Genomic DNA, 26,405 nt, shown 5'->3' with positions numbered 1-26,405 from the left:
GATCCCGCGCGGGTTCTTTGAAAGTGGCCCTCGCGCCGCCAATTGATTCCACGGCAGAAGAACAAGCCTCCTGGCGGGGGCACTGCGCAAATTGTCGTTTCTCACGCCGACACGGATGCCCGTTTGCCTTTCAGGCCATCCGCGTTATTCTTCGATTTAAGAAGAATTACAAAGCGGGAGGCCCTAGCAAATGGGCGCCGGTTCGCGCATCGACCGCAGGGCGGTCCTTGCTGCCGCTGCTTCCATGGTCGGCGCGACGCTCGTGCCCCTGTTGGCGCGCGCCTCGGCCGGCATCATCCGTTTTGGCCTGACCCCCGTCTTCCTGACCTCCGACCTCGAACTGCTCGGCCGGCTTCAGATTTACCTGCGGCGGGCCACCGGCTTACCGGTCGAACTCGTCAGCCGGCGGACCTATCAGGAGATCACCGCGCTGCTGGTCTCGGGTCAGCTCGATGCCGCGTGGATCTGCGGCTATCCGTTCGTCGCCCATCGTGACGCGCTCCAGCTGGTCGCGGTTCCGCTGTGGCGCGGGCAGCCGCTCTATCAGTCCTGCCTCATCGTCGACCGGGACCGTGACGCACGGGACTTCCAGGACCTCAAGGGCGATATCCACGCCTTCTCGGACCCCGATTCCAATTCCGGCTTCCTCGTCACCCGCGCGCTTCTCGCGGAGCACGGCCTGAAGCCCCCGTCCTTCTTCGCCCGCACCTTCTTCACCTACGGCCATCGCAACGTGATCCGTGCCGTGGCCTCGGGCCTCGCCCAATCCGGTTCCGTGGACGGCTACGTCCTGGACGTTATGCGGGAGATCGAGCCGGAGCTGACGTCGCGCGTCGCCATCCTGCGCCGGTCCGAATGGCTCGGCTTCCCGCCCATCGCTGCCCCGCGCCATCCGCCAGACCCGCAGGCGCTCGCCGCGCTGACGGAGGCGCTTGCGCGCATGAACGAGGACGAGGATGGCAAGGCGGTGCTCGCCATGCTGCGGCTCGATGGTTTCGCGCCGCAGGAGGCGAGCCTCTTCGACCCCATCGCCGCAAAGGCGGCGCTCGTCGCGGGCACCGGGTGACGCCCATGATCGCGCGCCTTGACCCCCGCCAGTGGCCCGTCACCCTCAAGGTGCCCCTAGCGGTTGCGGCGCTCATGGTGCTGGTGGGGCTTGCACTCTCCGAGCGCGTGCTGAGCCGGCTGGGGGAGACGCAGGAGCGCCAGTTGCGCGCCTTGGCGCAGACCTATCTGGACAGCCTCTCCTCCGCGGTCGCACCCGCGATCCTAAGAGACGATGTCTGGGAAGTTTATGACGCCATCATGCGGGCACAGGCCCTCAACAAGAGCCTGCATCCGTTGAGCGCCGTGATCACCGACGCGGAGGGCCTCGTGATCGCGGCGTCCGATCCCCGTCGCTTCCCCATTGGGGTGCGTCTCCCGTCCGATCTCGCTCCGCTCGCAACCGGCCGGGATTTCAGATTCGAGGCGGGCGCCAGATCCGCCACCGCGACGCGCGTGCTTTCCTATCCTGGACGCATCGTCGGAATCATCCACGCCACTTTCGACACCAGCCATCTGGCTTTGGAGCGGCGCGACGTCGTCCTCGCGCTCGCGGCCACGAACGGGATGGTCACGCTGCTGCTCGCCGTGGCCGGCTGGTTGCTCGTCGCCCGCATGATGGCGCCGGTGCGCACGCTCTCGCGCTATCTGGGCGCTGCGAGCGAAGGGCGGGCGACGCCCGTTCCCCCGGAGGCGGTCGCGCGCAACGGCGCTGAATTCGCCCGCCTGTTCCTAGCCTACAATGCGCTGGTCCGGTCCATGTACGAGCGGGAGGACCTAGCCCGACAATTGGCGGACGAGCATCGGCTCGGCAGCCTCGGGCGGCTCACCTCGGCGCTCGCCCACGAGATCAACAACCCGCTGGGCGGCCTTTTTAACGCGCTGGCGACGCTGAAGACCCATGGACACCATGCGGCGGTCCGAAAATCGTCCCTCGGCCTTCTCGAACGAGGCCTCGTCGGTATCCGCGACGTGGTGCGCACCACCCTCGCTTTGTATCGGCCGGAGCAGGCGCCGCGACCCCTCGCCATGGCCGATTTCGAGGACCTGCAGCTACTGATTGCCCCCGCGGCGCGCCGGAAGGGTGTCGATCTGAGGTTCTCCGGTCCCGTCGACGTGTTGCTTCCTCTGCCCAGCACCCCGGTGCGCCAGGCCGTGCTGAACCTGCTGCTGAATGCGGTTTCCGCCGCCCCGCCGGGAAGCGAAGTGGCGGTGGATGCGTCGCTCACGCCGACGGCCCTGCATGTAATCGTGTCGGATCGAGGCAGCGGCCTGCCCGAGCCTGCGGGGTGCCTTCTTGCGGCTGGCGGGGAAACGGGTGGCCCACCCTGGGGCGGCGGCCTCGGCTTGTGGACCACCCGGCGCATCCTGGACGACCTCGGTGCCTCGGCCGAGGTCGAGCGGCCTGAAACGGGGGGAACGCGGATCCGTCTTCTCTTCCCTTTCATCGCCCCAATGGAGCTCGCCCATGTCGCATGAGCCTCCCGTCATCGGCCTCGTGGAGGACGATCCCATCATGGGCGAGAGCCTCGCGCAGCGGCTCGGCCTGGAGGGAATGAGGGTGCATTGGTGGCGGACCGGCTGCGCAGCGGTGGCGGATATCCGGAAGATTCGCTTCGAGGCTATCGTATGCGACATCCGCCTTCCGGATCTCGATGGGGAGGCTGTGTTCCGGGAAGCGGCGCACGTGCCTCGGACGCCGCCTTTCCTGTTCGTGACCGGCCATGGCGACATCGACCAAGCGGTGCGCCTGATGCGGTCCGGCGCGGCGGACTACGTCACCAAGCCCTTCGAGATGGAGGACTTCCTGGCGCGGCTCACCGACTTGCTGATGCCGCATGGAACCACGGAAGGCGGCACGTTGGGCGTCTCACCCGCCATCCGGCAGGTGGAGGCTCTGTTGTGCAGGATGGCTCGCCTGTCCTCCAATCTGCTCATCACGGGGGAGACAGGGACAGGTAAGGATGTAGCCGCCCGCTTCATCCATGCGCAATCGCGGCACGCGACCGCGCCGTTTATCGCGGTCAACTGCGCCGCCATTCCCGCCGACTTGATGGAAAGCGAGCTGTTCGGCCACGAGCGAGGCGCGTTCACCGGTGCCGCGCAGCGCCATCTCGGCTATGTGGAGCGCGCCGGCGACGGCACGCTGTTTCTCGACGAGATCGGGGAATTGCGTCCGGAGTTGCAGGCAAAACTCCTGCGGCTGATCGAGAGCAAGACGTTTCAGAGGGTCGGCGGTGAGCGCGAGATCGCCTTCGGCGGCCGTATCGTGACGGCCACCAACGCCGATCTGGCGCTGCGAGTTGTCGAGCGACAATTCCGCGAGGATCTCCTTTACCGCATCAACGCGGTCAGCATTCGCCTGCCATCTCTGCGGGAGCGCCCCGATGACATCCCATGGCTCATGGAGCGCTTCTTTACGGAATATAGCGCGGACACCGAGACCAACCTGAAAGGGATCAGCGCCCTCGCCGAGGAGGCCGCGATGCAGCATCCTTGGCCCGGGAATGTGCGGGAGCTGCGGAACCGGATGGAGCGTGCGGTCGCTCTTGCCTTGGGCCCCTGGCTGATGCCCGGGGATCTCTTTCCCGAGATCGTTCGCGAAGGCGCTGACGCCGGCCTACGGATCGGCTCACTGGAATCCGCGCGCCAGGAGGCGGAGAAGCGTCACATCCTCCGGGCGCTGTCCGCGACCGCGGGCGAACTCTCCGCCGCCGCCCGGCTCCTCGGCGTTGGGCGCACCACCCTGTGGGAGAAGATGCGCCGCCTCGGTTTGGGTAGCGACGGCTGACGGCGCGTTCGGGTTTCCGGACAGACGGCGCCGCAGCATGTTCGGGACGGCGGACGTGCTCGCCTCATCTCGCTCGTTAAATCATTGAATTCTCTACTCAGCTCCGCATGGCGCAGCTTCTGCAGGACGTCTTGCGTCCGAAAGGACCAATACGCTCTGGGAGGAGCTTTCATGAAAAGATGTCCCAGCCTCGTCGATGCCGGCCGCCGCAGCTTCCTGACCGGCGCCGGCCTTGCGACCGCAGGCGCCGCCGTCGCCTCCGTTCTGCCGGCCCAAGCCAAGGCGGCCCCTGCGGTCGCGTTGGTGAGATATCCAGCGAACCGCCTCGCCAATGTGAAGGACCTGAAAGTTAATGAGCCGCTGGACGTGGCCTATCCCGATGACGACGCGCCCGGCGTCCTTCTGAAGCTCGGGACACGCGTGGCCGGAGGCGCCGGACCCGACGGCGACATCGTCGGCTTCACCACCGTCTGCCCGCACAAGGGATTTCCCCTTTCTTACAGCACGACGGACAAGACGCTGAACTGCCCCGGCCATTATTCCCGCTTCGATTGCGAGAAAGGCGGCCAGCAGATCTGGGGCCAGGCGACGCAGAACCTGCCGCAATACGCGCTGCGTGTGGACGCGAAGGGCGACATCTATGCCGAAGGCGTGGATGAGCTGCTCTACGGCCGCCTCTCCAACGTGCTCTGAGGGAGGACACCATGGCTTACAAGCGCCAGATCGGCCAATTGCCCATCATTCCCGCCAATGCGACCGTCCACAACGTCGTCTGCCACTATTGCATCGTCGGCTGCGGCTACAAGGCCTATAGTTGGGACGCCCGATACGAGGGCGGCACGGCGCCGGGCGAGAACGCCTTCGGCGTCGATCTCTCCAGGCAACAGCCGGCAGAGACCGCAGCCTGGTATGCGCCGTCCATGTACAACATCGTCAGGCAGAACGGGCGAGACGTGCACATCGTCATCAAGCCCGACAAGGCGTGCGTGGTGAATTCCGGCCTCGGCTCCGTGCGCGGCGCGCGGATCGCCGAGATGAGCTATTCGCGCCAGCGCAACACCCAGCTCCAGCGCCTCACCGATCCCCAGGTCTGGCGCTACGGACAGCTCCAGCCCACGAGCTGGGACGACGCCCTCGACCTCGTCGCCCGCGTCACCGCAGCGGTGATCGCTGAGCAGGGCGAGGACGGCCTGTTCGTGTCCGCCTTCGACCACGGCGGCGCGGGCGGCGGATACGAGAACACCTGGGGCACCGGAAAGCTCTATTTCGGCGCCATGAAGGTAAAGAACATCCGCATCCACAATCGCCCGGCCTACAATTCGGAGGTCCACGGCTCGCGCGACATGGGGGTGGGCGAGCTCAACAATTGCTACGAGGACGCGGAGCTCGCCGACACCCTCGTAGCGGTGGGCACGAACGCGCTGGAAACCCAGACCAACTATTTCCTGAACCACTGGGTGCCCAACCTGCGCGGAACCTCCCTCGACAAGAAGAAGGCGGAGTTCGGCAGCGAGCCGGTGGCCAAGGCGCGCATCGTCATCGTCGATCCGCGCCGCACCGTCACCGTGAATGCCAGCGAGGTGGAGGCGGGCAAGGAGAACGTGCTCCATCTCGCCCTCAATTCCGGCACCGACCTGATCCTGTTCAACGCCTGGCTCACCTACGCGGCGGAGAAGGGGTGGATCGACAAGGGTTTCATCGCGGCCTCCACGAAGGACTTCGACAAGGCCCTGGCGGCCAACAAGGTGAGCGTGGCGGAAGCCGCTCGCGCCACCGGCCTCAGCGAGGCGGACATCGTCAAGGCGGTCACCTGGATCGGCGAGCCCAAGGCCGGCGGGGCACGTCGGCGGACCATGTTCGCCTATGAGAAGGGCCTCATCTGGGGCAATGACAACTACCGCACCAACCAGGCGCTGGTGAATCTCGCCCTCGCTACCGGCAATATCGGCCGTCCGGGCGGCGGCTGCGTGCGCATGGGCGGCCACCAGGAGGGTTATTGCCGCCCGTCCGACGCCCATGTGGGCCGGCCCGCAGCCTATGTGGACAAGCTGCTGATCGAGGGCAAGGGCGGCGTGCACCACATCTGGGGCTGCGACCACTACAAGACCACGCTCAACGCCATGGCTTTCAAGCGCGCCTACAAGATGCGCACGGACCTCGTGAAGGACGCCATGGCCAGCGTGCCCTACGGCGACCGCGATGCCATGGTGGCCGCCATCTTGGGCGCCATCCGCAAGGGTGGGCTGTTCAGCGTCGACGTGGACATCGTGCCGACCCATATCGGCGAGGCCGCCCATGTGATGCTGCCCGCCGCGACATCCGGCGAGATGAACCTCACCTCCATGAACGGCGAGCGGCGCATGCGCCTTACCGAGCGCTACATGGACCCGCCGGGCCAGGCCATGCCCGATTGCCTCATCGCCGCGCGGATCGCCAATCACATGGAGCGGGTGCTGCGCGCCATGGGCAAAACGGAGGTGGCGGACAAGTTCAAGGGCTTCGACTGGAAGAGCGAGGAAGACGCCTTCATGGACGGCTACGCCAAGAACGAAAAGGGCGGCGCGTTCGTCACCTACGATCGCCTGCGGACCATGGGCACTAACGGCTTCCAGGAGCCCGCCACGGCCTTCGCAGACGGCAAGATCGTCGGCACCAAGCGGCTGTTCGCCGATGGCAAGTTCAACAAGCCGGACGGCAAGGCGGTGTTCGCCGAAACCCGGTGGCGCGGCCTCCAGGCCCCCGGCAAACAGGCGGAGAAGGACAAGTTCGCCTTCCTCATCAATAACGGGCGGGCGAACCTCGTCTGGCAGAGCGCCTATCTTGACGTGGAGAATGAGCTGGTCATGGATCGCTGGCCCTATCCCTTCATCGAGATGAACCCGCAGGACATGGGCGAGCTTGGCCTCAAGAGCGGCGATCTCGTGGAGGTCTACAACGAGAACGGCTCCACCCAGGCCATGGCCTATCCCACCCCCACGGCGAAGCGGAAGGAGACTTTCATGCTGTTCGGCTTCCCGACCGGCGTGCAGGGCAATGTGGTGTCCGCGGGGGTCAACGAGGACATCATCCCCAACTACAAGCAGACGTGGGGCAACATCCGCAAGATCGCCGACGCGCCGGAAGGCGTGCGGCACCTGACCTTCAAGTCGAAGGAGTATCCGGCCTGACGGCGGGCACCATCGGCCGGCGTTCTGGCGCCGGCCGAGACCGCACCCTCATCCGTGGCGCCACACTTTCACCGATGACACGACGAGGATCAGCGCCAGGATGGGAAGCAAGACCTGCTCGGGCACAAGCCCAAGGAGGTGCCCGCCGATGAAGGCGCCCACGATGGAGCCCACCGCCATCACGGCCACGAACACCTTGTTCTGCGCGACGGTGGCGAAGGCGTTGTCGCGGCTGTAGCGGGTGAAGCCGACGATCATGGTGGGCAGGCTCACCGCCAGCGACAGGCTGCCGGCGAGCTTGATGTCCGCGCCGAAGAGAAGCACCAGCGTCGGAATCAGCAGCTCACCGCCGGCCACGCCCATCAGCGAGGCGACCACGCCAATGGCGAATCCCGCAATGACGCCGGCCACGATCAGCCAGGGTCCCGAAAGCAGCGCGGACGCTGCGGTCGATCCGTGTCCGAACAGGAGGGCGACGGCGATCAGCACCAGCAGGACTGCCAAGACCCGGTAGAGGGTGCGGGAGCTGAGCCGGGTGGCCCAGCCGGCGCCGAACCAGGCGCCAACGAGGCTACCCGCCAATAGGTTGAGGATGATCGGCCAGTTGGTCGCGATCGCGCTGAAGGGCACCGTCGCCGCCCTGAACGGCAGCGCGCTAGCGACGACGACCAGGCTCATGGCCTTGTTGAGGATGACCGCTTCGAGCGCCCGGAAGCGGAATGGGCCGATCAGCAGCGGCAGGCGGAACTCTGCGCCACCAAGCCCGATGAGACCGCCGAGCATGCCGATGAGGGCGCCCCCGGCGAAGGCCGGCACCGGCGGGGGGCCAGGGTTGGACCCCCGCTCGTCCCGTGTGTTGGCACGCTCGGACGACAGTGGAATGGACTGCTGGGACATGGATGAGCCTCCGGCCATGATCGTTCGGACGGAGCCGCCATCATGGTATGAAATGATATGAATTGATACGAAAACAAACGATTTGACGGGTATATTGCTGGTTTAATGAGCCGAGCGTGGCGAATAGATGTTGTTTTGTAAAGATAGAATGGTCAGGACGGCTGGCCGAAGGCCGAGCTATATGCCAAATGATATGAAATTAGATGAATTGAGATGCCGGACATTCCATGGATACGCCTAACGCCCTGACTGTCGAAGATGTGGCCGAGCGGCTGCACGTCAGCCGGAGCGGCATTTATGCTCTGATCAAGGCAGGCGGGATCGGCTTCTACAAGGTCGGCCGTAAGATCCGCTTCACCGAGGCGAACGTGCGCGACTATATCGAGCGCTCCGGCAGGGCCGCGCGCGCGCCCGAGCTGGCAGGCCGCCCGGCATTCGACGAGAACCGGTATTTTGACCTGAAGGCGGAGCGTCGGGCCGGGGACGGCTTCATCATCTGCGGCCAGGACCTCATCCTCGACATCCTGTCCAACTTCATGCGCATGCACGGCGTCATGGCGCTCAGGGCCTATATCGGCAGCTACGACAGCCTCGTCTCGCTCTATTACGGCAAGGTCTCCGTCGCGAGCGCACATCTGTGGGACAGCGCCGGCGACGACTACAACGTGCCCTATGTCCGTGCCTTACTGCCTGGCGTGCGCTGCGCGGTGGTCAACGTCACCTACCGCATGCAGGGCCTCTACGTCGCCAAAGGCAACCCGAAGGCCATCCGAACATGGCAGGACTTCGCCCGCGACGACATCACCATGATCAACCGCGAGAAGGGGGCGGGATCGCGGGTGCTGCTCGACGAGAACCTGAAGCTCCTCGATCTCTACGCCAGCCGGATTAAGGGCTACGATAGCGAGAACCAATCCCATCTCGCCGTGGCGAGCGCAGTGGGCCGTGGCGACGCCGACGTGGCGGTGGGGATGGAAAAGGTCGCCCGCCAAGTAGATAATGTGGACTTCGTCCCACTGAAGAGGGAACGCTACGACCTTGTGGTCCGTAAAGAGCATCTCGACACACCGGAGGTCGCGACGATGCTCAAGATCCTGCGCTCGGAGCGGTTCCAGAACGAGTTCAAGAGCATCGGCGGATATGACATCACCGACATCGGGAAGATCGTGGCTGAGACGTGAGGCCGAATCTACTGCCGTCGCTGAAGCGCCCGAATGCCAAGTCCACGAGCGAACTTCCCGCCGCCTCCCACCGAGCCGAACGCCTCAGCCGAACCGGCCGGTGATATAGGAGCGCGTGCGCTCCTCGGTTGGGTTGGTGAAGATCAGGCTGGCCACGTCGTATTCCACCATGTGGCCGAGATGCATGAAGGCGGTGAAATCCGAGATGCGCGCCGCCTGCTGCATGTTGTGGGTGACGATCACGATGGTGTAGGCGCCCCGCAACTCGTCCATCAGTTCCTCGATCTTCGCCGTGGCGATGGGGTCGAGGGCCGAAGTGGGTTCGTCGAGCAGGATGAGCTCCGGATCTGGGGCGAGGGTGCGGGCGATGCACAGGCGCTGCTGCTGGCCGCCCGACAATCCATAGGCGGATTCCTGGAGGCGGTCCTTCACCTCGTCCCATAGGGCGGCTTGGCGTAGCGCGGCTTCCACGCGCCCATCCACTTCGGAGCGATTCCGGATGCCCCGGATGTGGAGGCCGGATGCCACATTCTCATAGACCGATTTCGGAAACGGGTTGGGCTTCTGGAACACCATGCCGATGCGCAAACGCGCGAGCATTGGATCTACTTCCGGCGCCACGATGTTGATCCCCTCCGGATAGAGGATGATCTCGCCCTGATACCGGTTGCCCGGATATAGGTCATGCATGCGGTTGAAGCAGCGCAGGAGCGTGGACTTTCCACATCCCGACGGCCCAATGAGGGCGGTGACCTTACCCTCGACGATCGGAAGCTCCACCCCCTTGAGCGCCTGGTTGTCGCCGTAGAAGAAATTGAGGTTGCGAACAGAAGCGCGCAGGGGGGCGGGCTCCTTGCTGGCCACGGCGTCCAATGCTGGGGTCACGGCGGTCATCTCGTTCTCCGAAAGGCCGGGCTGCAGCATCAGCGCATGCTCCGGCGGATCTTGTAGCGCAGCCAGATGGCGATCGCATTCATCAGCAGCGTCATAAGCAGCAGAATGAGACCGGTTGCTGCTGCGTTCACGTGGAACGCCGCCTGGGGACGTGAAACCCAGTTGAACATCTGGATCGGCATCACCGTGAACGGCGAGTTGAGCCAGTTGAAATTGATGAACGGAAAGGTGTCCTGGACCGGTGAAGGCGGCAGGAAGGCGATGAAGGTGAGCGCGCCGATGGTGATGATGGGCGCGGTCTCGCCGATGGCCCGTGACATACCGACGATGGCACCCGTGAGGATGCCGGGACGCGCGGTGGGCAGGATGTAGCCGCTCACCGTCTGCCATTTGTCGGCGCCAAGCGCATAGGCGCCCTCGCGGATCTCGAGCGGGATGGAGCGCACCGCCTCGCGTGTGGCGACTATGATGATGGGCAGGATGAGAAGCGCCAGCGTGATGCCCGCAACTAGAATCGTCTGGCCCATGGCGAAGCTCTGCACGAACAGGCCGAGGGCGAGCAGCCCATAGATGATGGAGGGCACGCCCGCGAGATTGGTCACATTGATTTCGATGAGATGGGTGATCCAGTTCCGCGGCGCATATTCCTCAAGATAGAGGCCTGCTGCGACGCCGAGCGGCACCGCCAGCGCCGTCGTCACCAGCATCACCAGCGTGGTGCCGACCCAGGCGGACAGAATGCCGGCCTCCGAAGCGCGTCGGGAGGGGAAGCTCGTCAGGAAATCAAGATCAATGCGGCCAAGCCCGTCCACCATGAAGTCCACGATGAGCGACAGCAGAACGATCATGGAAATGACGAGCACGCTGAGGCCCAGGATCGCGAAATTGCGGTCGGACCGATGCGCCCGAGCGACGATTTCCGCGTCGGAGAGGCGGCGGGAGGGTTGAGCGGCGAGCGGCTTCACGGCCATCCCCTCAATAGACTTCACGGTATTTCTGGCGGAGCCAGAAGGCGAGAATGTTGAAGGCGAAAGTCATGAGGAACAGCGTCATGCCCGCCGCGAAGATGGTGAGATAAGCGATGGAGCCATGTGGCACGTCGCCGAGGCTGATCTGGACGATATAGGAGGTGATCGTGGCTGCGCCCTCCAGAGGGTTCAGGGCGAGCTTCGCCTGCTGGCCCGCAGCAATGGCCACCACCATGGTCTCGCCCACCGCCCGCGACATGCCGAGGATGTAGGCCGCCGTCACCCCGGAGAAGGCGCCGGGGATCACCACCCGCGTCGCCGTCTGGAGCCGCGTGAAGCCCAGCGCATAGGCCCCCTCCCTCAGTTCCGCAGGGACCGCGCGCATGGCGTCCTCGCTCACGGAAACGATGTAGGGCAGGATCATGATGCCCATGACGATGCCCGGCACGAGCAGGTTGAAGCCCGCCAGCCCGGGAATGAAGATCTGGAAGATGGGCGTGAGGAACAAAAGAGCGAAATAGCCGAATGCCACAGTGGGCACGCCTGCGATAAGCTCCAGAAACGGCTTGATGGTCTCGCGCACCTGTGGCCGCGCGAACTCCGACAGATAGATTGCGAGCACGGTACCGGCTGGAATCGCGACGAGCAGGGCGATGAGCGAACTCACCAAAGTACCGGATACCAGAGTCATGATGCCGAAGTGCTTGTCCTGAAACACCGGCGTCCATTGTGTGTCGGTCAGGAAGGAGATGATCGACACCTGTGCGAAGAATTTCAGGCTTTCGGACAGGAGGACGTAGACGATGCCCGCCGTGACCAGGACAGAGAGTGCGGCACTGAGAAACAGGACAACGCGCATGATGCGGTCCACCACCCGGCGTCGCGCCAGGAAGACCGGAGAAACCGTCAGGCGCAACCGGCCTGTTCTTGAGTCTGGAGACACCGGTGCGACCACGTCCAACCCTCACCTGAATGGAGGGAGGCGCCGGAGCACCTCCCTCAGGTCCCTCAAGATCACCTGTCAGTAGACGAGCTTTTCCTTGACGAGATCCTCGACGGAGACGCCGACCTTGGACCCGGTGAAGCCGGTGCCGATCTCACGCTTCTTGAAGCGCTCCTGGAACACCTTCAGGGCGGCCTCGGGCAGCGGCACATAGCCGACTTCCTTGACCAGCTCGACCGCGTGCTTCGGGTCCTGGTAGAACTCAACGAACTTCGCCACCTCCGGACGGGTTTCGGCCGCCTTCTTGTTCACGTAGATGAAGATCGGCCGCGACAGAGGCTGGTACTTGCCGGTGCGGGCGTTCTCGACCGACGGCTCCACGGCGGGCGCGGCGTCATCGACCTTGATCTTCACCGCCTTCAGCTTGCCGGTGTTCTCTTCATAGTAAGCAAGGCCGAAAAAGCCGAGGGCGTTGGGATCGCCCGCCACGCCCTGGACCAGCACGTTGTCATCCTCCGATGCGGTGAAGTCGCCGCGGCTGGAATGCTCCTTGCCGACGATGGCGGCGGTGAAATAGTCGTAAGTGCCTGAGTCGACGCCCGCGCCGTAGAGCACCAGCGGCCGATCCGGGTAGCTGTCGCGGACCTGCTTCCAGTTGGTGATCTTGCCCTGGGCCTCGGGCTCCCAGATCTTCTTCAGATCCGCAACCGTCATCTCGCTCGCCCAGGTGTTGGACGGGTGGACGATGACCGTGAGCGCATCAAGGGCGACCGGCAATTCGATATACTCGATGCCGGCTTCCTTGCAGGCCTTCTGCTCGGCGGAGGTGATGGGGCGCGAGGCGTCAGAGATGTCGATCTCTCCGCGGCAGAACTTCTTGAAGCCGCCGCCGGTACCGGAGATGCCGACCGTCACCTTGATATCCTTGTTCGCCTTCTGGAATTCCTCCGCCATGGCTTCGGTCACGGGGAATACCGTGGACGACCCGTCGACCTTGACCAGTGCCTGGGCAGCGGCGCCGTTGAAGGCCGCGCCGGTAGCGAGCAGCGCGAGGGCGCTCGCGAGAGTGATGATCTTCATGAGGATGCCGTCTCCCTGGACAGTGCCGCTAGGGCTTCTGATGCTCACCTAGCCTCACGGGCTCTAAGCATGTTATGTAACAAATTCATGACAATTTGTGTATATCGAGCGATATTCCTGAATCAACAGAGATTTTATCGAATATGACGCAACGTAGTTCTAGGCTATGGTTGGCTTTATTTCATGTAAATCATATGGACATCGTGGCAATTGTCCATGGTTGATTGCAATTTTTGAGAGGCTATCCGACTTCGATTGACGTATATTACTTATATAAAGTCCATATGAAGCGCCTATTATTCATTTCTCCTCCCGAACAAATTTGCCTCTCAACCTCGCGAGCATTCCGTCTCTACATTACATCATTTCCATTTGTATCGACATATCGATAATTTATACTATCGCTGCGATTGGCGCGACGTAAATGGCGTCACAAGAGTGACATGAAGGCCATATAGCGATCTGTCCACTCCTATCGACATAATGACTCGTATGGAGCTATCTGTTTCCAGCGATATGTCGCTAGGACCCAAGGGAGGCCAGCCGTGAATCGCATTCTTGTCTGGACAGCTGCGGCGACGCTCGCGGCCCTGTCGATGTTCGCGCCTCCGGCGCGCGCCGCGGAGGTGCGGGGTGCCGGCTCCACCTTCGCCTATCCGATCATCTGGAAATGGGCGGAGGCGTTTCGTGAGCGCACAGGCCACATCGTAGGATACCAGTCGGTGGGTTCGTCGGCCGGCGTCAACCGTATTAAGGACGGGGTGGTGGATTTCGGCGCGTCCGACAAGCCGCTGAAGCCGGAAGAACTGGAGAAATATGGCCTCGGCCAGTTCCCCATCGTGTTCGGTGGCGTCGTTCCGGTGTTCAACGTGGACGGCGTGGGGCCCGGCCAGCTCCGCTTCACCGGCGCCCTTCTCGCTGACATCTATCTCGGCAAGGTCACGACCTGGTCCGATCCCGCCATCAGGGCCCTCAATCCCGACGTCAAGCTGCCCAACGCGAAGATCGTGGTGGTGCACCGTTCCGATGGATCTGGAACCACGTTCAACTGGGTGTCCTACCTTGCCAAGGCGAGCCCGGAGTGGAAGCAGCAGGTCGGCGAAGGCAGCGCAGTCGCCTGGCCGGTGGGGTATGGCGCGCGCGGTAACGAAGGGGTCTCGACCGAGGTCAAGCGGGTCCCGAATGCCATCGGCTATGTCGAATACACCTATGTGGTGCAGGTGAAGCTGGCCTATGGCCTCGTCCAGAACCGTGCTGGCAAGTTCATCGCACCCAGCGCGGCGGCGTTCCAGGCGGCGGCGCTGAGCTTCGATTGGGCCGGCGCCAAGGACTTTTTCGTCGTCATCACCGATTCCCCCGCCGAGGATGCCTATCCTATTGCGGCGACCACCTTCGCTCTCATGTACCGCGAGCCGAAGGTGCCGGCGAACAGCCAAGCCGCCTTCGAGTTCTGGCGTTTCGCCCTGGGCGAGGGCGAGAAATTTGCGTCCGAGCTCGGCTATGTTCCCTTGCCGCCGGCTCTGGTCCAGCAGGTCAAGGACTATTGGGCCAGGACCTTCAAGGGCGGCGCCTGAGGCACTTGGGCTGACGCGTGAGCAGCATTCGAACGGTGAGACAAGATGGACGAGACGAAGCTGAATGGGGAAGACGCCACGCGGATCTTCGATGCGCTGTCCCAAGGCACGCGCTTCGAGACTTATCGTCTTCTGCTGCGCTATGTGCCCTATGGCCTTCAGGCGGGCGACATCGCCCGCCTGCTGGCGGTAGCGCACAATACCATGTCGGTGCACCTCGGCGTGCTGGAGCGTGCCGGCCTTGTCACGTCGCGGCGCGAGGGACGGTCCATCATCTATGCCGTCAGCTTGTCCACAGCGGGCCCTGTGCTGAGCCAACTGATGGCGGAGATGGGTTTTGCCGTCTCCCCCCGGTGCGGGACCGGCCCCGCGGCCTTTCCACAGCTGCGTCCTGCCGCTGGGAATGATCGCGTCTACAATGTTCTGCTGGTCTGCTCGGCCAACTCGGCACGGTCGCTGATCGCGGAGGCGTTGCTCAACCGCGAGGGGCGAGGCCGCTTCAAGGCCTACTCGGCCGGCAGTCGGCCGAAGCTCAAGCCGCACTCGATGGCTATCGATCTGCTCGACTCGCTCGGCTACGACACGACGAACCTCGCCTCCAAGAGCTGGGATGGGTTCGCCAGGCCGGATGCGCCCCAGATGGATTTCGTCATCACTACCTGCGACGCCGCAGCTGGGGAAATCTGCCCTGCCTTCCCCGGTCATCCGCTACAGGCCCATTGGGGTCTGCCCGACCCGATCCGGGTGAAGGGAACCGAAGCTGAGCAGAAGGCTGCCTTCGTTGCCACCTACCGTCGGCTCGCCGGGCGTATCTCCGCCTTCGTCAACCTGCCATTTGAGCAGCTCGATCTTGCTTCGCTCAAGGAGCGCATCGGCGAGATCGGGAAAATGGAGGGAGCGACGGACCTCACACTCTCGGGACAGGCCGCGTGAACTGTCGTCGTCCTGAAACAGACCGCGCCCACGCTCTCGCCGCAATCGGCCGCAGCTGGCGGCCTTGGGAGATCCCGCACCGTGTCCGTGTTTGAACGCTATCTCACTCTCTGGGTGTTCCTGTGCATCATCGCCGGCGTCGCGCTTGGCGCGCTGGCGCCGTCCGTGTTCCAGACCATCGGGGCGCTGGAAGTGGCGCGGGTCAACCTGCCGGTAGCCATCCTCATATGGCTGATGATCGTGCCCATGCTGGTCAAGATCGACTTTGCCGCGCTCAAGGAGGTCGGCCGGCACTGGCGCGGAATCTCGGTGACGCTGCTGGTGAACTGGGCGGTGAAGCCGTTCTCCATGGCGTTCCTCGGCTGGCTGTTCATCGGCTATCTGTTCCGACCCTACCTGCCAGCCGACCAGATCGATAGCTATATCGCCGGCCTCATCCTTCTGGCGGCGGCGCCCTGCACGGCCATGGTGTTCGTCTGGTCAAATCTCACCAAGGGTGAGCCCCACTTTACCTTGTCCCAGGTGGCGCTGAACGACGCCATCATGATCGTCGCCTTCGCGCCCGTCGTGGGGCTGTTGCTCGGGCTCTCCTCCATCACCGTGCCGTGGGACACACTCTTCCTGTCGGTGATGCTCTACATCGTCGTCCCGGTGATCGCGGCGCAGCTCCTCCGCGGGCGCATCCTGGCGACCGGTGGACAGGCCGGGCTCGATCGCCTGCTCGGCGTGCTCCAGCCGCTCTCCCTGGTGGCGCTGCTCGCCACCCTGGTGCTGCTGTTCGCCTTCCAGGGCGAGCAGATCCTCGCCCAGCCGCTGGTGATTGCGCTGCTGGCCGTGCCGATCTTGATCCAGGTCTATTTCAACTCGGGCCTTGCCTATCTCCTGAACCGGCTGTCCGGCGAAGCCCACTGCGTGGCCGGCCCCTCTGCCCTCATTGGGGCCTCCAATTTCTTCGAGCTGGCGGTGGCTGCCGCCATCAGCCTGTTCGGATTCAAGTCGGGTGCGGCTCTCGCCACCGTGGTGGGTGTGCTCATCGAGGTTCCGGTGATGCTCTCGGTGGTGTGGATCGTGAACCATACCAAGGACTGGTACGAAGCCGGCGGCGTGAGGGTGACGGACGCCGGCGACCGCACCAAAGCCTGAGATCATCGCGGCAACGCCGCACCTTTTCAAAGTTTGCGAGGATGACGGTGCCATGAGAGTAGGGATCAACGGCCTCGGCCGCATTGGACGGCTTTCGCTTCGCGCGGCCATGGGGGCGGCCTACCGCCCGGACAATGATCCGCGCGGCAACAACCGGCTCGAGATCGTTCATCTCAACGAGATCAAGGGTGGGGCGGAAGCCATCGCCCATCTCCTCGAATTCGACAGCGTACAGGGGCGCTGGCGTGCGCCCATCGCAGCCGAGGGCGCGGATAGTGTGCGCATCGGCGAGAAGAGCTTGTCTTTCTCCTCTCACGCGACGCCGGGCGATATCCCCTGGGGCGATCTCGGCGTGGACCTCGTACTGGAGTCCACCGGCAAGTTTCTCACCCCCGCCGTGCTCGAAGGTCACCTGAAGCGCGGCGCCAAGCGCGTAATCGTCGCCGCGCCGGTGAAAGACCCGTCCGTGCTGAACGTTGTGGTGGGGGTGAACGAGCAGCTCTACGACCGAGAGACGCATCCCATCGTCACCGCTGCCTCCTGCACCACCAACTGCCTCGCCCCGGTGGTGAAGGTGGTGCACGAGGCCATCGGCATCCGCCACGGCCAGATCACCACCATCCACGATCCCACCAACACCAACGTGGTGGTGGACGCGCCCCACAAGGACCTGCGCCGCGCCCGCTCGGCCATGCTCTCGCTGCAGCCTACTACCACCGGCAGCGCCACCGCCATCGCCCTCATCTATCCCGAGCTGAAGGGCAAGCTGAACGGCCATGCGGTGCGCGCCCCGGTGCTCAACGCCTCGCTCACCGACTGCGTGTTCGAGCTCAACCGCGAGACCACGGCGGACGAGGTGAACGCGTTGTTCGCCAAGGCCGCCGCGGGTGCGCTCAACGGTATCCTCGGCTTCGAGCCGCGCCCTTTGGTGTCGGCGGACTACGCCCGCGACACCCGCTCCGCAATCGTTGATGGGCCGTCCACCCTCGTCACCGACGGCACCTTGCTCAAGGTCTATGCCTGGTACGATAACGAGATGGGCTATGCCTGCCGCATGGTGGACCTTGCCTGCCACCTCGAACGCGTGGGGCTGTGAGATGGCGGCGTCATCCTCCGCGGGCCTGCGCAACTACGCCATCGTCACCGCGGCCTATTGGGGCTTCACGCTGACCGACGGCGCCTTGCGCATGCTGGTGCTGTTCACCTTCTTCAAGCTCGGCTACTCGCCCTTCACCCTCGCCTTCCTGTTCTTGCTCTACGAGGCGGCGGGCATCGGGGCGAACTTCATCGGCGGCTGGCTCGCCGCCCGCTTCGGCATCACCCGTATGCTGACAGTCGGGCTCACGACCCAGATCGCCGGCTTCCTGCTGCTCTCCGCCATGTCGCCCACCTGGGAAACGGCCGTTCTTGTTGCCTGGGTGGTGGCGGCGCAGGGCGTGTGCGGCGTGGCGAAGGACCTCACCAAGACCGCCTCCAAGTCCGCCATCAAGGTGACGGAGGCCGAGGCCAAGGGTAACGCCGAGGGGCGCCTGTTTCGCTGGGTGGCGTGGTTCACCGGTTCCAAGAATGCCATGAAGGGCTTCGGCTTCTTTCTTGGCGGCGTGCTCCTGGAGGCGTTCGGCTTTCGCTTGTCGCTGTGGCTCATGGCTGCCGTGCTGGCGCTGGTGCTTCTCGGCGTGCTGCTGTCCCTGCCGCCTATGATGGGCAAGGCCAAGGCGAGTAGTTCGGCAAGAGAATTGTTCGGCAAGAGCCGGGGTGTGAACCTGCTCGCTGCTGCCCGCGTCGCCTTGTTCGGCGCGCGGGACGTGTGGTTCGTGGTGGGCGTGCCGGTCTTCCTCTATGGGATGGGCTGGACCTTTCCCATGGTGGGCGGCTTCCTCGCGCTGTGGACCATCGGCTACGGCATCGTGCAGGCATCCGCGCCCGCCGTGGTGAGCCGCAGCCCGGACGGCCTGTCCAAGGAAGTGCCAGCGGCGCGCTGGTGGGCGCTCGGCCTCGCTCTGGTGCCGGTGGCCATCGCCGTGCTCCTCGCCGTGACACCCCTGCGGCCGGACATCATCGTCGTGATCGGGCTCGCCATCTTCGGCGCCGCCTTCGCCGTGAACTCCTCCCTGCATTCCTACCTGATCCTGGCCTATGCCGGATCGGAGAAGGCAGCCGAGGACGTGGGTTTCTATTACGCCGCCAATGCAGCGGGGCGCTTCATCGGCACCCTCCTGTCCGGCCTGCTCTATCAGGTGGGTGGGATCTATGCCTGCCTCGGGGGGTCGGCCCTGATGCTCGCCGTCTGTTTTGGCACCACCCTCCTGCTGCCGCTTCATTCCCAGCCGATGGGAACGCCGGCACCGAGCAGATAAGGCTCCGGCTTCGAGTTCGCGTACCAGCATCGTCCGATTGAACTACACCGTCACTGGAGAGAAGAGATGACGCTACCGCGCTTTCTCGCACGCACCCTCTTGCTTGCCGCCATGTGCCTGGGGCCAAGCATCGCCCATGCCGACTTCAAGCTCGACCCACGCTTCACGGACGCGAATGGCGACATGGTCGCGGACGCGCCGACTGATCCTTCCAAGCAGATCGACCCGGACACGCTGATCTTCTCCTACACCCCCGTTGAGGATCCGGCCGTCTACGCCAAGGTGTGGCAGGAATTCACCGACCATCTCGCGAAGGTGACCGGCAAGAAGGTGCAGTTCTTCCCCGTGCAGTCCAACGCCGCCCAACTCGAAGCTATGCGCGCCGGGCGCCTGCATGTGGCCGGCTTCAACACCGGCTCCAATCCCATCGCCGTCGCCTGCTCCGGCTTCGTGCCGTTCGCCATGATGGCCTCGAAGGACGGTGCCTACGGCTACGAGATGGAGATCATCACCTATCCCGGCTCCGGCATCACCAAGGTCGAGGACATCAAGGGGAAGAAGATGGCCTTCACCTCGGAGACCTCCAATTCCGGCTACAAGGCGCCGTCCGCGCTGCTGCGCTCGCAGTTCGGCATGGAGGCGGGCAAGGATTACGAACCCGCCTTCTCCGGCAAGCACGACAATTCCATCATCGGCGTCGCCAACAAGGATTATCCGGCAGCGGCCGTCGCCAATTCGGTGATGAAGCGCATGATCGCCCGCGGCGTGATCAAACCCGAGCAGGTGGTGACGATCTACAAGTCGCAGACCTTCCCCACCACCGGCTATGGCTATGCCTACAATCTGAAGCCCGAGCTCGCCGCCAAGGTGAAAGAGGCGTTCTTCAGCTTCAATTGGGATGGCACTGCTCTCCTGAAGGAGTTCCAGTCGGCCGAGCCGCCGCAGGAGAAATTCATTCCCATCACCTTCAAGGAGACCTGGGCGGTGGTGCGCCAGGTCGATGACGCCATGGGCGTCAGCTACGCCTGCAAGTAAACTCTGGAGAGAGGGACTGTGGGATGCTGACCATCGCCGGTCTGTCCAAGCGCTACGCCAAGGGGGACAAGGCCCTCGATGATGTTTCGCTCAGCATCCCCGCCGGCCAGGTGGTGGGCCTGATCGGTCCGTCGGGGGCAGGCAAGTCCACCCTCATCCGCTGCATGAACCGGCTGGTGGAGCCCACGTCCGGCTCCATCCGCCTCGGCGACACCGAGATCACCCGCCTCGGAGGCATGGGCCTGCGGCGCGCGCGGCGGCGCATGGGCATGATCTTCCAGGAATATGCCCTGGTGGAGCGCCTCACGGTGATGGAGAACGTGCTCTCCGGCCGGCTCGGATACGTGGGCTTCTGGCGCGCCTTCCTGCGCCGGTTTCCCCAGGCCGACGTTGACCGGGCCTTCGCCGTGCTCGACCGCGTTGGCCTGATGGATCACGTGGACAAGAGGGCGGACGAGCTGTCCGGCGGCCAGCGCCAGCGCGTCGGCATCGCCCGCGCTCTGGTGCAGGAGCCGGACATCATGCTAGTGGACGAGCCCACCGCCAGCCTCGACCCCAAGACCTCGCGCCAGATCATGCGCCTCATCGTCGAGGTGTGCGCCGAGCGCCGGCTCGCCGCCATCGTCAACATCCACGACGTGGCGCTGGCGCAGATGTTCGTCCAGCGCATCATCGGCCTCAAGGCCGGGCGCACCGTGTTCGACGGCCCTCCGGAGGCACTCGACACCGATGTGCTCACCGCCATCTATGGCGAGGAGGACTGGTCGCGCACCATCCGCGAGGCGGAGGATGATGCGGTGGAAGAAGCCGCCGCCGAGGATGCGGTCCGTGTCCTGCGGGTCCAGGCCACGCCATCCGCCGTGGCGAGGACGCTGTGAGCGCTGTGTCCGTTCCGGCGCACCGCTGGCGGCCGCCGCCGCTCGTCGCCAATCCCTGGCTGCGCTATGCACTCATCGGCGGCGCGGCGCTCTATCTGGCGCTCGCCCTCGGCAGCGTCGAGGTCAACTGGGCACGCCTGTCGGAAGGCTGGGCGCGCGGGTTGCGCTTCATCTCCGGCTTCCTGGAGCCGAACTTCTCCCGGCGCTGGGACGACATCATCCAGGGCATGATCGAGAGCCTGACCATGACGGTGACCTCCACCGTGGTGGGCATCGCCATCTCGGTTCCCATCGGCATCGGCGCCGCCCGCAACGTGGTGCCGCGCGGGGTCTATTTCGCTTGCCGGGCCATCATCGCCGTGTCGCGGTCCCTGCAGGAGATCATCGTCGCCATATTGCTGGTGGCCATGGTGGGCTTCGGGCCGTTCGCGGGCTTCCTCACCCTGTCGTTCGCCACCATCGGCTTCCTCTCCAAGCTGCTGGCCGAGGACATCGAGGACATCGACCCCGCCCCTGTGGAGGCGATCCGCGCCACCGGGGCGCCCTGGCCATCGCTGATCGCCTTTGGGGTGCTGCCGCAGGTGGCGCCGCGCCTCCTCGGGCTTTCGCTCTACCGGCTCGACATCAATTTCCGCGAATCCGCGGTGGTGGGCATCGTCGGCGCGGGCGGCATCGGTGCCACGCTCAACACCGCTATCGATCGTTACGAGTTCGACAGCGCCGCCGCCATCCTCATCCTCATCATCGCCATCGTGATGGCGAGCGAATATGTCTCCGGCCTCGTGCGCGGGCCGGTGAAATAATGCCGGTCATAGCCCTCCCCGAAGGCCGCCGGTCCTGGCAACGGCGCACTTCGCGCGGCCAGATCGCCGTGTGGTTCGGCTGGCTTCTCGCCGTGGCCTTCACCGTGTTCTGCTGGCGGGTGATGACGGAAGGCACCATCTGGGCCTTCGTCTGGGATGCCCCCACCCAGGCCGCCGACATCGGCGCGCGCATGGTCCCGCCGCGCTGGTCCTATTTCCCGGCACTGCTCAAGCCGCTTTGGGACACGCTCAACATTGCCACCCTCGGCACGCTCATCGCCATCGTGCTGTCGGTGCCGGTGGCCTTCCTCGCGGCACGCAACACCACGCCTAGCGCCGCCTTCGTGCGGCCGCTGGCGCTGTTCGTCATCGTCGCCTCGCGCTCCATTAATTCCATCATCTGGGCGCTGCTGCTGGTGGCGATCCTGGGTCCGGGCGTGCTGGCCGGCATCATCGCCATCGCGCTCAGGTCCATCGGCTTCATCGGCAAGCTGCTCTACGAGGCCATCGAGGAAATCGACGAGAGCCAGGTGGAGGCGATCCGCGCTACCGGCGCCTCGGGCGCCCAGACCCTCGCCTACGGGATCGTGCCGCAGATCATGCCCGCCTTCGCCGGCATCAGCGTGTTTCGCTGGGACATCAACATCCGCGAATCCACGGTGCTCGGCCTGGTTGGCGCGGGCGGGATAGGACTCAACCTGGAAAGCTCGCTCAATACGCTGGCGTGGCCGCAGGTGACGCTGATCCTCATGGTGATCCTCGCCACCGTGGTGGTGAGCGAATGGGTGTCCGCCAAGGTCCGCCACGCCATCATCTGATCTTCGGAGCCTGAACGATGACTGAGCATTCCCTTGTCACCATCTGGCACAATCCGGCCTGCGGCACATCGCGCAACACGCTCGCCCTGATCCGCAACGCCGGTATCGAGCCGACGATCGTCGAATATCTCAAGACCCCGCCCGCGCGGGAAGAGGTCGCCGCCGCCATCGCCGCGGCGGGCCTCACGGTGCGCGCCGCGACCCGCCAGAAGGGCACACCCTATGCCGAACTCGGCCTCGACGATCCCGCCCTCACCGACGACACTCTGCTCGATGCCATGATGGCCCACCCCATCCTCATTAACCGGCCGTTCGTCTTCACCCCGCTCGGGGCGCGGCTGTGCCGGCCGTCGGAAAGGGTCCTGGACATCCTGCCCGCGCCGCAGAAAGGGCCGTTTACGAAGGAGGATGGAGAGGTGGTGATCGATGCCGAGGGACGGCGCGTTTGCTGACGCGGGGAGCGCTTTCAAGTATGCCTTGATGATTGACACATTGATGATCGATGTATAGCCTTCCTGCATGTCTCGAACCTCTCCATCGGCCACCCCATCCGTTCCGCCGTCGCCCGCCCCGGTGCCGAAGCCCGGGCCCGATTTCCTGAGCCGTGCCTACTGGAACGGCACCATCAAGATGAGCCTGTCCAAATTCTTCATTCTGTGCGTGCTGCATCAGCGGCCCATGCACGGATACGACGTGGCAAGGGCAGTCGAGGCAACGACGAACGGCTGCTGTTCCCCTGCAGAGGGCACCATCTATCCGGTGCTGCGGGAGTTCGAGGAGGGCGGATACGTCACCGCTGCAAGCGAGGTGGTCTCGGGCCGCGAGCGCAAGGTCTACACCCTCACGGACAAGGGCCGCGCCGCCTTCAAGGTGGCGGTGGAGGCCTGGATGGACGTAACGCGCTGTCTGGTCGACGCGGAGAAGATGATCGCCGGCGCGCCGGACAAAGTCGGGAGCACTCCGGGATGCTGCCCCTGACCCGCATTCATTTGCCCTTAAGCATCGCTCGTCAATGGATCGACCATCGGAGTCTCCCGTCATGACCGGATCGCTACCCGTCGCTATCATCGGAGCCGGCCCCGTGGGGCTTGCCGCCGCGGCGCATCTGCTGGCCCGCGGCCTCGCGCCTCTCGTCTTCGAGCGCGGCGCCGGCGTCGGCACCTCGCTCAAGGCCTGGGGCCACGTGCGGGTGTTCTCGCCCTGGGGCTACAACATCGACGCGGCCGCCCGCACGCTGCTGGAGGAAACCGGCTGGAGCGCGCCGAACCCCAAGGCCCTGCCGCTCGGCGGGGAGATCGTGCGGCACTATCTCGAGCCGCTGGCGGCTCATCCCGCCCTTGCGCCCCACCTGCGGTTCGGGGCACAGGTGAGCGCCATCGCCCGCCACGGCCTCGACAAGATGTCATCCGAGGGGCGCGCGGACACGCCGTTCGCGATCTGCTGGCGCGACGCGAACGGCGCTGAGCACCGTTCGCTCGCCCGTGCCGTCATCGACGCCTCCGGCACCTGGAGCCAGCCCAACCCCATGGGCGCGGACGGCCTGCCGGTGCCCGGCGAGGAAGAGGCAGCCGCGCATGTCGCCTATGGCATTCCCGACGTGTCCGGCGCTGAGCGCGAGACCTATTCCGGCCGGCGCGTGCTGGTGGTGGGCTCCGGCCATTCGGCCATCAATGTGGTGCTCGATCTTCTCCGCCTGCAGGAGGCGGCGCCAACGACCCGCGTCACCTGGGCGCTTCGGCGCAACCGCATGGAGAAGCTGCTGGGCGGCGGCCTCAACGACGCGCTGCCCGCCCGCGGTGCCCTCGGCCTTGCGGCGACGCAGGCCATCGCCGCCGGCCGGCTCGATGTCCTCGCGCCGTTCGCGGCGGAGCGGATTGTCGGCGGCGCGGCGGGGCTGGACGTGTCCGGCCGTCTCGGCACGGAGCCCTGGACCAGGACCGTGGACCGGATCGTGGTGGCCACCGGCTTTCGCCCCGACCTTGCCGTGCTGCGCGAGGTGCGCGTCGCCCTCGATCCCGCCGTCGAGGCACCGCCGGCCCTCGCGCCGCTGATCGACCCGAACCTGCATTCGTGCGGCACCGTCCCGCCCCATGGCGCGGCGGAGCTGGCCCACCCCGAGCCGGGCTTCTACATCGTCGGCTCCAAGTCCTACGGCCGCGCCCCCACCTTCCTGATGGCCACGGGCTATGAGCAGGTCCGCTCCATCGCGGCGGAGATCGCCGGCGATCACGACGCGGCGCGCAGTGTCCATCTGGTGCTGCCGGAGACCGGCGTCTGCAGCGCCGCACCGGTGACGGCAGGGGCATCCGGCTGTTGTGGTGGGCCTGCGCCTCGGGACGCCGATGCCTGCTGCGCGGACGATGCCCAGGCCAAGGCGGAAGGCAAGGACGGCTGCGGCTGCGATACCGCCGCGCCGCAGGCCGAGGCGCCACCCCGCCGCGGGACGGCCGCGTGACCAGCGGCCTGAGCGGCGAACTCGCGCAACCGGCGCCAGCGCGCCCGCTTTCCGGCCGCAGCCTGTTCATCACCGGCCTCGGCATTGGCCAGATCTGCTCCTGGGGATCGCTCTACTACAGCTTTCCCCTGATAGCGGAGGCCATGGAGCGCGACCTCGGCTGGTCGAAGCCGGATCTGTTCGGCGCCGCGACGCTCGGCCTCGCCCTCGGGGGCATGGCCGCCTTCCCCGTGGGCGCCGCCGTCGACAAAGGCCACGGCAGGTGGGTGATGGCGGCGGGAGCCGGCCTCGCCGGCCTCTGCCTCCTTGCCTGGTCGCAGGTGCAGCAGCTCTGGCTGTTCTATAGCCTGATGGCCGCCATCGGCGTCCTCCAGGCGGCAACCCTTTATGAGCCGGCGTTCGCGGTGGTGGCGCGCAGGACCGGAGCGGCCGGCGCCCGGGCCGGCATTACCGCGCTCACCCTATGGGGCGGATTTGCCTCCACGGTCTTCATTCCGCTGATCCAGATCCTGCTGGATCTGGCGGGCTGGCGTGGCGCACTGGTGGCGCTCGGCGCCGTGAACCTCGTGGTGTGCGCGCCGCTCTATGCCGCGGTGATCCGGCCCGCGGCCGACCACGCGGCATCGCCGGTCCACGCTCTTGCACTGTCGGGAGCGGGCACCCTGCGGCAGGTCATGGGGCGCGTTGCCCGCCGGCCCACCTTCTGGGCCCTGGCGGTGGCGTTCACCGCCTATGCCGCCACCTTCTCCGCCTTCACCTTCCACCTCTATCCCCTGCTGCTGGAGCGCGGCTTCACGGCGGGCAGCGTGGTGCTGGCCATGGCCATCATCGGCCCAACCCAGGTGGCGGGTCGGATCGCCGTCTCGGTGTTCGCGCCGCGCGCTCCGGTGCGACTCATCGGCAGCTGTGCCGTGCTAGCCTTTCCGGTCGCCATACTCGCCTTGGCGTGGCTGCCACCCAGCTTTGCCCTGGTGGCGGCCATCGTGGCGCTCTACGGCAGCGCCAACGGCATCATGACCATCGTGCGTGGGCTCGCCGTGCCGGAGATGCTGACCCGGCAGGCCTATGGCGCCGTGAACGGCGCGCTGGCGGCGCCCTCGATGCTCGCCCGCGCTTTGGCACCCGCCGGTGCCGCGCTCCTCTGGGCGCAATCCCAGTCTTACGGCGCGGTCCTCTCTGCCATGGCTGCGGGAGGCGTCCTGCTGGCGGGCGCCTTCTGGGCCGCAGCAGCCTTTTCGCGGAACGAGGACATGGAGCGCCACGAGAGGGCTCCTTCTATGCCGGACCGCCGCTAAGCCCCCGCCGCAACACACCCTTCCTGAAAAGAATTAAAGCGGAACAACGCATCCAACACCATCCGGCTTATCAGCGCTCGGCGGCTCACTGCATACGCGCTAAAGCTGCAGGAAACTGATGTGCTCCTCATTTCCCCTGCCAGTTACAA

The 26,405-nt window shown here is 65.3% G+C and carries 24 protein-coding genes; 19 read left to right on the top strand and 5 right to left on the bottom strand.

From position 1 onward, the window contains the following. Nucleotides 1–190: 190 nt before the first annotated feature. The 5 genes from V5F68_RS07920 to V5F68_RS07900 all read left to right on the top strand — a co-directional run bounded on the left by V5F68_RS07920 (nt 191) and on the right by V5F68_RS07900 (nt 7,002). The gene (locus tag V5F68_RS07920; RefSeq protein ID WP_149577640.1) at nt 191–1,066 is read left to right on the top strand and encodes a substrate-binding domain-containing protein; all 876 of its coding nucleotides are present in this window, start codon (nt 191–193) and stop codon (nt 1,064–1,066) included. A gap of 5 nt (nt 1,067–1,071) precedes the next feature. Further along, complete coding sequence (locus V5F68_RS07915; RefSeq protein ID WP_149577641.1) at nt 1,072–2,523, top strand: sensor histidine kinase; 1,452 nt, start codon at nt 1,072–1,074, stop codon at nt 2,521–2,523. Continuing rightward, the gene (locus V5F68_RS07910) at nt 2,513–3,835 is read left to right on the top strand and encodes a sigma-54-dependent transcriptional regulator (protein ID WP_149577642.1); all 1,323 of its coding nucleotides are present in this window, start codon (nt 2,513–2,515) and stop codon (nt 3,833–3,835) included. Before V5F68_RS07915 ends, V5F68_RS07910 begins: the two co-directional genes overlap by 11 nt. A gap of 171 nt (nt 3,836–4,006) precedes the next feature. Then, nucleotides 4,007–4,528 carry an arsenate reductase (azurin) small subunit gene (locus V5F68_RS07905; RefSeq protein WP_012115921.1) on the top strand — a complete coding sequence of 174 codons (522 nt, stop codon included), beginning with the start codon at nt 4,007–4,009 and terminating at the stop codon, nt 4,526–4,528. An 11-nt stretch (nt 4,529–4,539) separates the two neighbouring features. Beyond that, nucleotides 4,540–7,002: an arsenate reductase (azurin) large subunit gene (locus V5F68_RS07900; protein WP_149577643.1), complete on the top strand. Its 2,463-nt coding sequence runs from the start codon at nt 4,540–4,542 to the stop codon at nt 7,000–7,002. Nucleotides 7,003–7,050: 48 nt separating this feature from the next. Here V5F68_RS07900 and V5F68_RS07895 read toward each other — a convergent pair whose 3' ends face one another. Then, nucleotides 7,051–7,899 (bottom strand): sulfite exporter TauE/SafE family protein, encoded by an 849-nt coding sequence (locus V5F68_RS07895; RefSeq protein WP_149577644.1) that lies wholly within the window; start codon nt 7,897–7,899, stop codon nt 7,051–7,053. Between the two features lie 227 nt (nt 7,900–8,126). On the opposite strand from V5F68_RS07895, the gene V5F68_RS07890 reads away from it, so the two are divergent. Then, entirely contained in the window at nt 8,127–9,080 is a 954-nt protein-coding gene (locus tag V5F68_RS07890; RefSeq protein WP_149577645.1) for a helix-turn-helix transcriptional regulator, read from the top strand. Nucleotides 9,081–9,164: 84 nt separating this feature from the next. Here V5F68_RS07890 and pstB read toward each other — a convergent pair whose 3' ends face one another. From pstB to V5F68_RS07870, 4 genes are all read right to left on the bottom strand, one after another. Beyond that, a complete protein-coding gene (gene pstB, locus V5F68_RS07885; protein WP_012115925.1) occupies nt 9,165–10,004 on the bottom strand; it encodes a phosphate ABC transporter ATP-binding protein PstB in 840 nt (279 codons plus the stop codon). Beyond that, a complete protein-coding gene (pstA, locus tag V5F68_RS07880; RefSeq protein WP_394011818.1) occupies nt 10,004–10,963 on the bottom strand; it encodes a phosphate ABC transporter permease PstA in 960 nt (319 codons plus the stop codon). The genes pstB and pstA overlap by 1 nt, the downstream gene beginning before the upstream one ends. Continuing rightward, nucleotides 10,950–11,858 (bottom strand): phosphate ABC transporter permease subunit PstC, encoded by a 909-nt coding sequence (gene pstC, locus V5F68_RS07875; protein ID WP_041575981.1) that lies wholly within the window; start codon nt 11,856–11,858, stop codon nt 10,950–10,952. The genes pstA and pstC overlap by 14 nt, the downstream gene beginning before the upstream one ends. Before the next feature lie 105 nt (nt 11,859–11,963). Next, nucleotides 11,964–12,965 carry a PstS family phosphate ABC transporter substrate-binding protein gene (locus V5F68_RS07870; protein ID WP_012115928.1) on the bottom strand — a complete coding sequence of 334 codons (1,002 nt, stop codon included), beginning with the start codon at nt 12,963–12,965 and terminating at the stop codon, nt 11,964–11,966. A gap of 545 nt (nt 12,966–13,510) precedes the next feature. Between V5F68_RS07870 and pstS the strand changes: the two genes are divergently transcribed. From pstS to V5F68_RS07805, 13 genes are all read left to right on the top strand, one after another. Then, the gene (gene pstS, locus V5F68_RS07865) at nt 13,511–14,539 is read left to right on the top strand and encodes a phosphate ABC transporter substrate-binding protein PstS (RefSeq protein WP_012115929.1); all 1,029 of its coding nucleotides are present in this window, start codon (nt 13,511–13,513) and stop codon (nt 14,537–14,539) included. A gap of 45 nt (nt 14,540–14,584) precedes the next feature. After that, nucleotides 14,585–15,472, top strand: coding sequence for an arsenate reductase/protein-tyrosine-phosphatase family protein (locus V5F68_RS07860; protein WP_149577646.1), 888 nt, complete (start codon nt 14,585–14,587; stop codon nt 15,470–15,472). Between the two features lie 81 nt (nt 15,473–15,553). After that, nucleotides 15,554–16,615, top strand: a complete 1,062-nt coding sequence (gene arsB / locus V5F68_RS07855) for an ACR3 family arsenite efflux transporter (protein WP_149577647.1) — start codon at nt 15,554–15,556, stop codon at nt 16,613–16,615. Nucleotides 16,616–16,667: 52 nt separating this feature from the next. After that, nucleotides 16,668–17,711 (top strand): ArsJ-associated glyceraldehyde-3-phosphate dehydrogenase, encoded by a 1,044-nt coding sequence (locus tag V5F68_RS07850; protein WP_149577648.1) that lies wholly within the window; start codon nt 16,668–16,670, stop codon nt 17,709–17,711. A 1-nt stretch (nt 17,712) separates the two neighbouring features. Continuing rightward, nucleotides 17,713–18,972, top strand: coding sequence for an organoarsenical effux MFS transporter ArsJ (gene arsJ, locus V5F68_RS07845; protein WP_149577649.1), 1,260 nt, complete (start codon nt 17,713–17,715; stop codon nt 18,970–18,972). A 111-nt stretch (nt 18,973–19,083) separates the two neighbouring features. Beyond that, nucleotides 19,084–20,007: a phosphate/phosphite/phosphonate ABC transporter substrate-binding protein gene (gene phnD, locus V5F68_RS07840; RefSeq protein ID WP_509211091.1), complete on the top strand. Its 924-nt coding sequence runs from the start codon at nt 19,084–19,086 to the stop codon at nt 20,005–20,007. A 23-nt stretch (nt 20,008–20,030) separates the two neighbouring features. Continuing rightward, on the top strand, nt 20,031–20,885 hold the full coding sequence (phnC, locus tag V5F68_RS07835; protein ID WP_149577651.1) for a phosphonate ABC transporter ATP-binding protein: 855 nt from the start codon (nt 20,031–20,033) through the stop codon (nt 20,883–20,885). After that, nucleotides 20,882–21,688, top strand: coding sequence for a phosphonate ABC transporter, permease protein PhnE (phnE, locus tag V5F68_RS07830; protein ID WP_394011816.1), 807 nt, complete (start codon nt 20,882–20,884; stop codon nt 21,686–21,688). The genes phnC and phnE (V5F68_RS07830) overlap by 4 nt, the downstream gene beginning before the upstream one ends. Beyond that, the gene (gene phnE, locus V5F68_RS07825; RefSeq protein WP_012115937.1) at nt 21,688–22,506 is read left to right on the top strand and encodes a phosphonate ABC transporter, permease protein PhnE; all 819 of its coding nucleotides are present in this window, start codon (nt 21,688–21,690) and stop codon (nt 22,504–22,506) included. The genes phnE (V5F68_RS07830) and phnE (V5F68_RS07825) overlap by 1 nt, the downstream gene beginning before the upstream one ends. 17 nt (nt 22,507–22,523) lie before the next feature. Continuing rightward, nucleotides 22,524–22,958 carry an arsenate reductase (glutaredoxin) gene (arsC, locus tag V5F68_RS07820; RefSeq protein WP_012115938.1) on the top strand — a complete coding sequence of 145 codons (435 nt, stop codon included), beginning with the start codon at nt 22,524–22,526 and terminating at the stop codon, nt 22,956–22,958. Nucleotides 22,959–23,136: 178 nt separating this feature from the next. Beyond that, on the top strand, nt 23,137–23,484 hold the full coding sequence (locus V5F68_RS07815) for a PadR family transcriptional regulator (protein WP_049776178.1): 348 nt from the start codon (nt 23,137–23,139) through the stop codon (nt 23,482–23,484). Between the two features lie 61 nt (nt 23,485–23,545). Next, nucleotides 23,546–24,961 carry an FAD-dependent oxidoreductase gene (locus V5F68_RS07810; RefSeq protein ID WP_149577653.1) on the top strand — a complete coding sequence of 472 codons (1,416 nt, stop codon included), beginning with the start codon at nt 23,546–23,548 and terminating at the stop codon, nt 24,959–24,961. Next, the gene (locus V5F68_RS07805; protein ID WP_149577654.1) at nt 24,958–26,256 is read left to right on the top strand and encodes an MFS transporter; all 1,299 of its coding nucleotides are present in this window, start codon (nt 24,958–24,960) and stop codon (nt 26,254–26,256) included. Before V5F68_RS07810 ends, V5F68_RS07805 begins: the two co-directional genes overlap by 4 nt. The last annotated feature ends 149 nt before the right edge of the window (nt 26,257–26,405 follow it).

The sequence above is a fragment of the Roseixanthobacter pseudopolyaromaticivorans genome, from assembly GCF_043195145.2.
Lineage (GTDB): Bacteria > Pseudomonadota > Alphaproteobacteria > Rhizobiales > Xanthobacteraceae > NCEH01.
Note: the sequence above shows the minus strand (reverse complement) of the source record. Positions and strands in the feature narration are given on the sequence as shown.

Excerpts from the sequence above, each read along its gene's own strand:
- V5F68_RS07920 (WP_149577640.1), top strand. The coding sequence starts at position 191 with ATGGGCGCCGGTTCGCGCATCGACCGCAGGGCGGTCCTTGCTGCCGCT.
- V5F68_RS07915 (WP_149577641.1), top strand. The coding sequence starts at position 1,072 with ATGATCGCGCGCCTTGACCCCCGCCAGTGGCCCGTCACCCTCAAGGTG.
- V5F68_RS07910 (WP_149577642.1), top strand. The coding sequence starts at position 2,513 with ATGTCGCATGAGCCTCCCGTCATCGGCCTCGTGGAGGACGATCCCATC.
- V5F68_RS07905 (WP_012115921.1), top strand. The coding sequence starts at position 4,007 with ATGAAAAGATGTCCCAGCCTCGTCGATGCCGGCCGCCGCAGCTTCCTG.
- V5F68_RS07900 (WP_149577643.1), top strand. The coding sequence starts at position 4,540 with ATGGCTTACAAGCGCCAGATCGGCCAATTGCCCATCATTCCCGCCAAT.
- V5F68_RS07895 (WP_149577644.1), bottom strand. The coding sequence starts at position 7,899 with ATGTCCCAGCAGTCCATTCCACTGTCGTCCGAGCGTGCCAACACACGG.
- V5F68_RS07890 (WP_149577645.1), top strand. The coding sequence starts at position 8,127 with ATGGATACGCCTAACGCCCTGACTGTCGAAGATGTGGCCGAGCGGCTG.
- pstB (WP_012115925.1), bottom strand. The coding sequence starts at position 10,004 with ATGCTGCAGCCCGGCCTTTCGGAGAACGAGATGACCGCCGTGACCCCA.
- V5F68_RS07870 (WP_012115928.1), bottom strand. The coding sequence starts at position 12,965 with ATGAAGATCATCACTCTCGCGAGCGCCCTCGCGCTGCTCGCTACCGGC.
- V5F68_RS07860 (WP_149577646.1), top strand. The coding sequence starts at position 14,585 with ATGGACGAGACGAAGCTGAATGGGGAAGACGCCACGCGGATCTTCGAT.
- V5F68_RS07850 (WP_149577648.1), top strand. The coding sequence starts at position 16,668 with ATGAGAGTAGGGATCAACGGCCTCGGCCGCATTGGACGGCTTTCGCTT.
- arsJ (WP_149577649.1), top strand. The coding sequence starts at position 17,713 with ATGGCGGCGTCATCCTCCGCGGGCCTGCGCAACTACGCCATCGTCACC.
- phnD (WP_509211091.1), top strand. The coding sequence starts at position 19,084 with ATGTGCCTGGGGCCAAGCATCGCCCATGCCGACTTCAAGCTCGACCCA.
- phnC (WP_149577651.1), top strand. The coding sequence starts at position 20,031 with ATGCTGACCATCGCCGGTCTGTCCAAGCGCTACGCCAAGGGGGACAAG.
- phnE (WP_012115937.1), top strand. The coding sequence starts at position 21,688 with ATGCCGGTCATAGCCCTCCCCGAAGGCCGCCGGTCCTGGCAACGGCGC.
- arsC (WP_012115938.1), top strand. The coding sequence starts at position 22,524 with ATGACTGAGCATTCCCTTGTCACCATCTGGCACAATCCGGCCTGCGGC.
- V5F68_RS07815 (WP_049776178.1), top strand. The coding sequence starts at position 23,137 with ATGAGCCTGTCCAAATTCTTCATTCTGTGCGTGCTGCATCAGCGGCCC.
- V5F68_RS07810 (WP_149577653.1), top strand. The coding sequence starts at position 23,546 with ATGACCGGATCGCTACCCGTCGCTATCATCGGAGCCGGCCCCGTGGGG.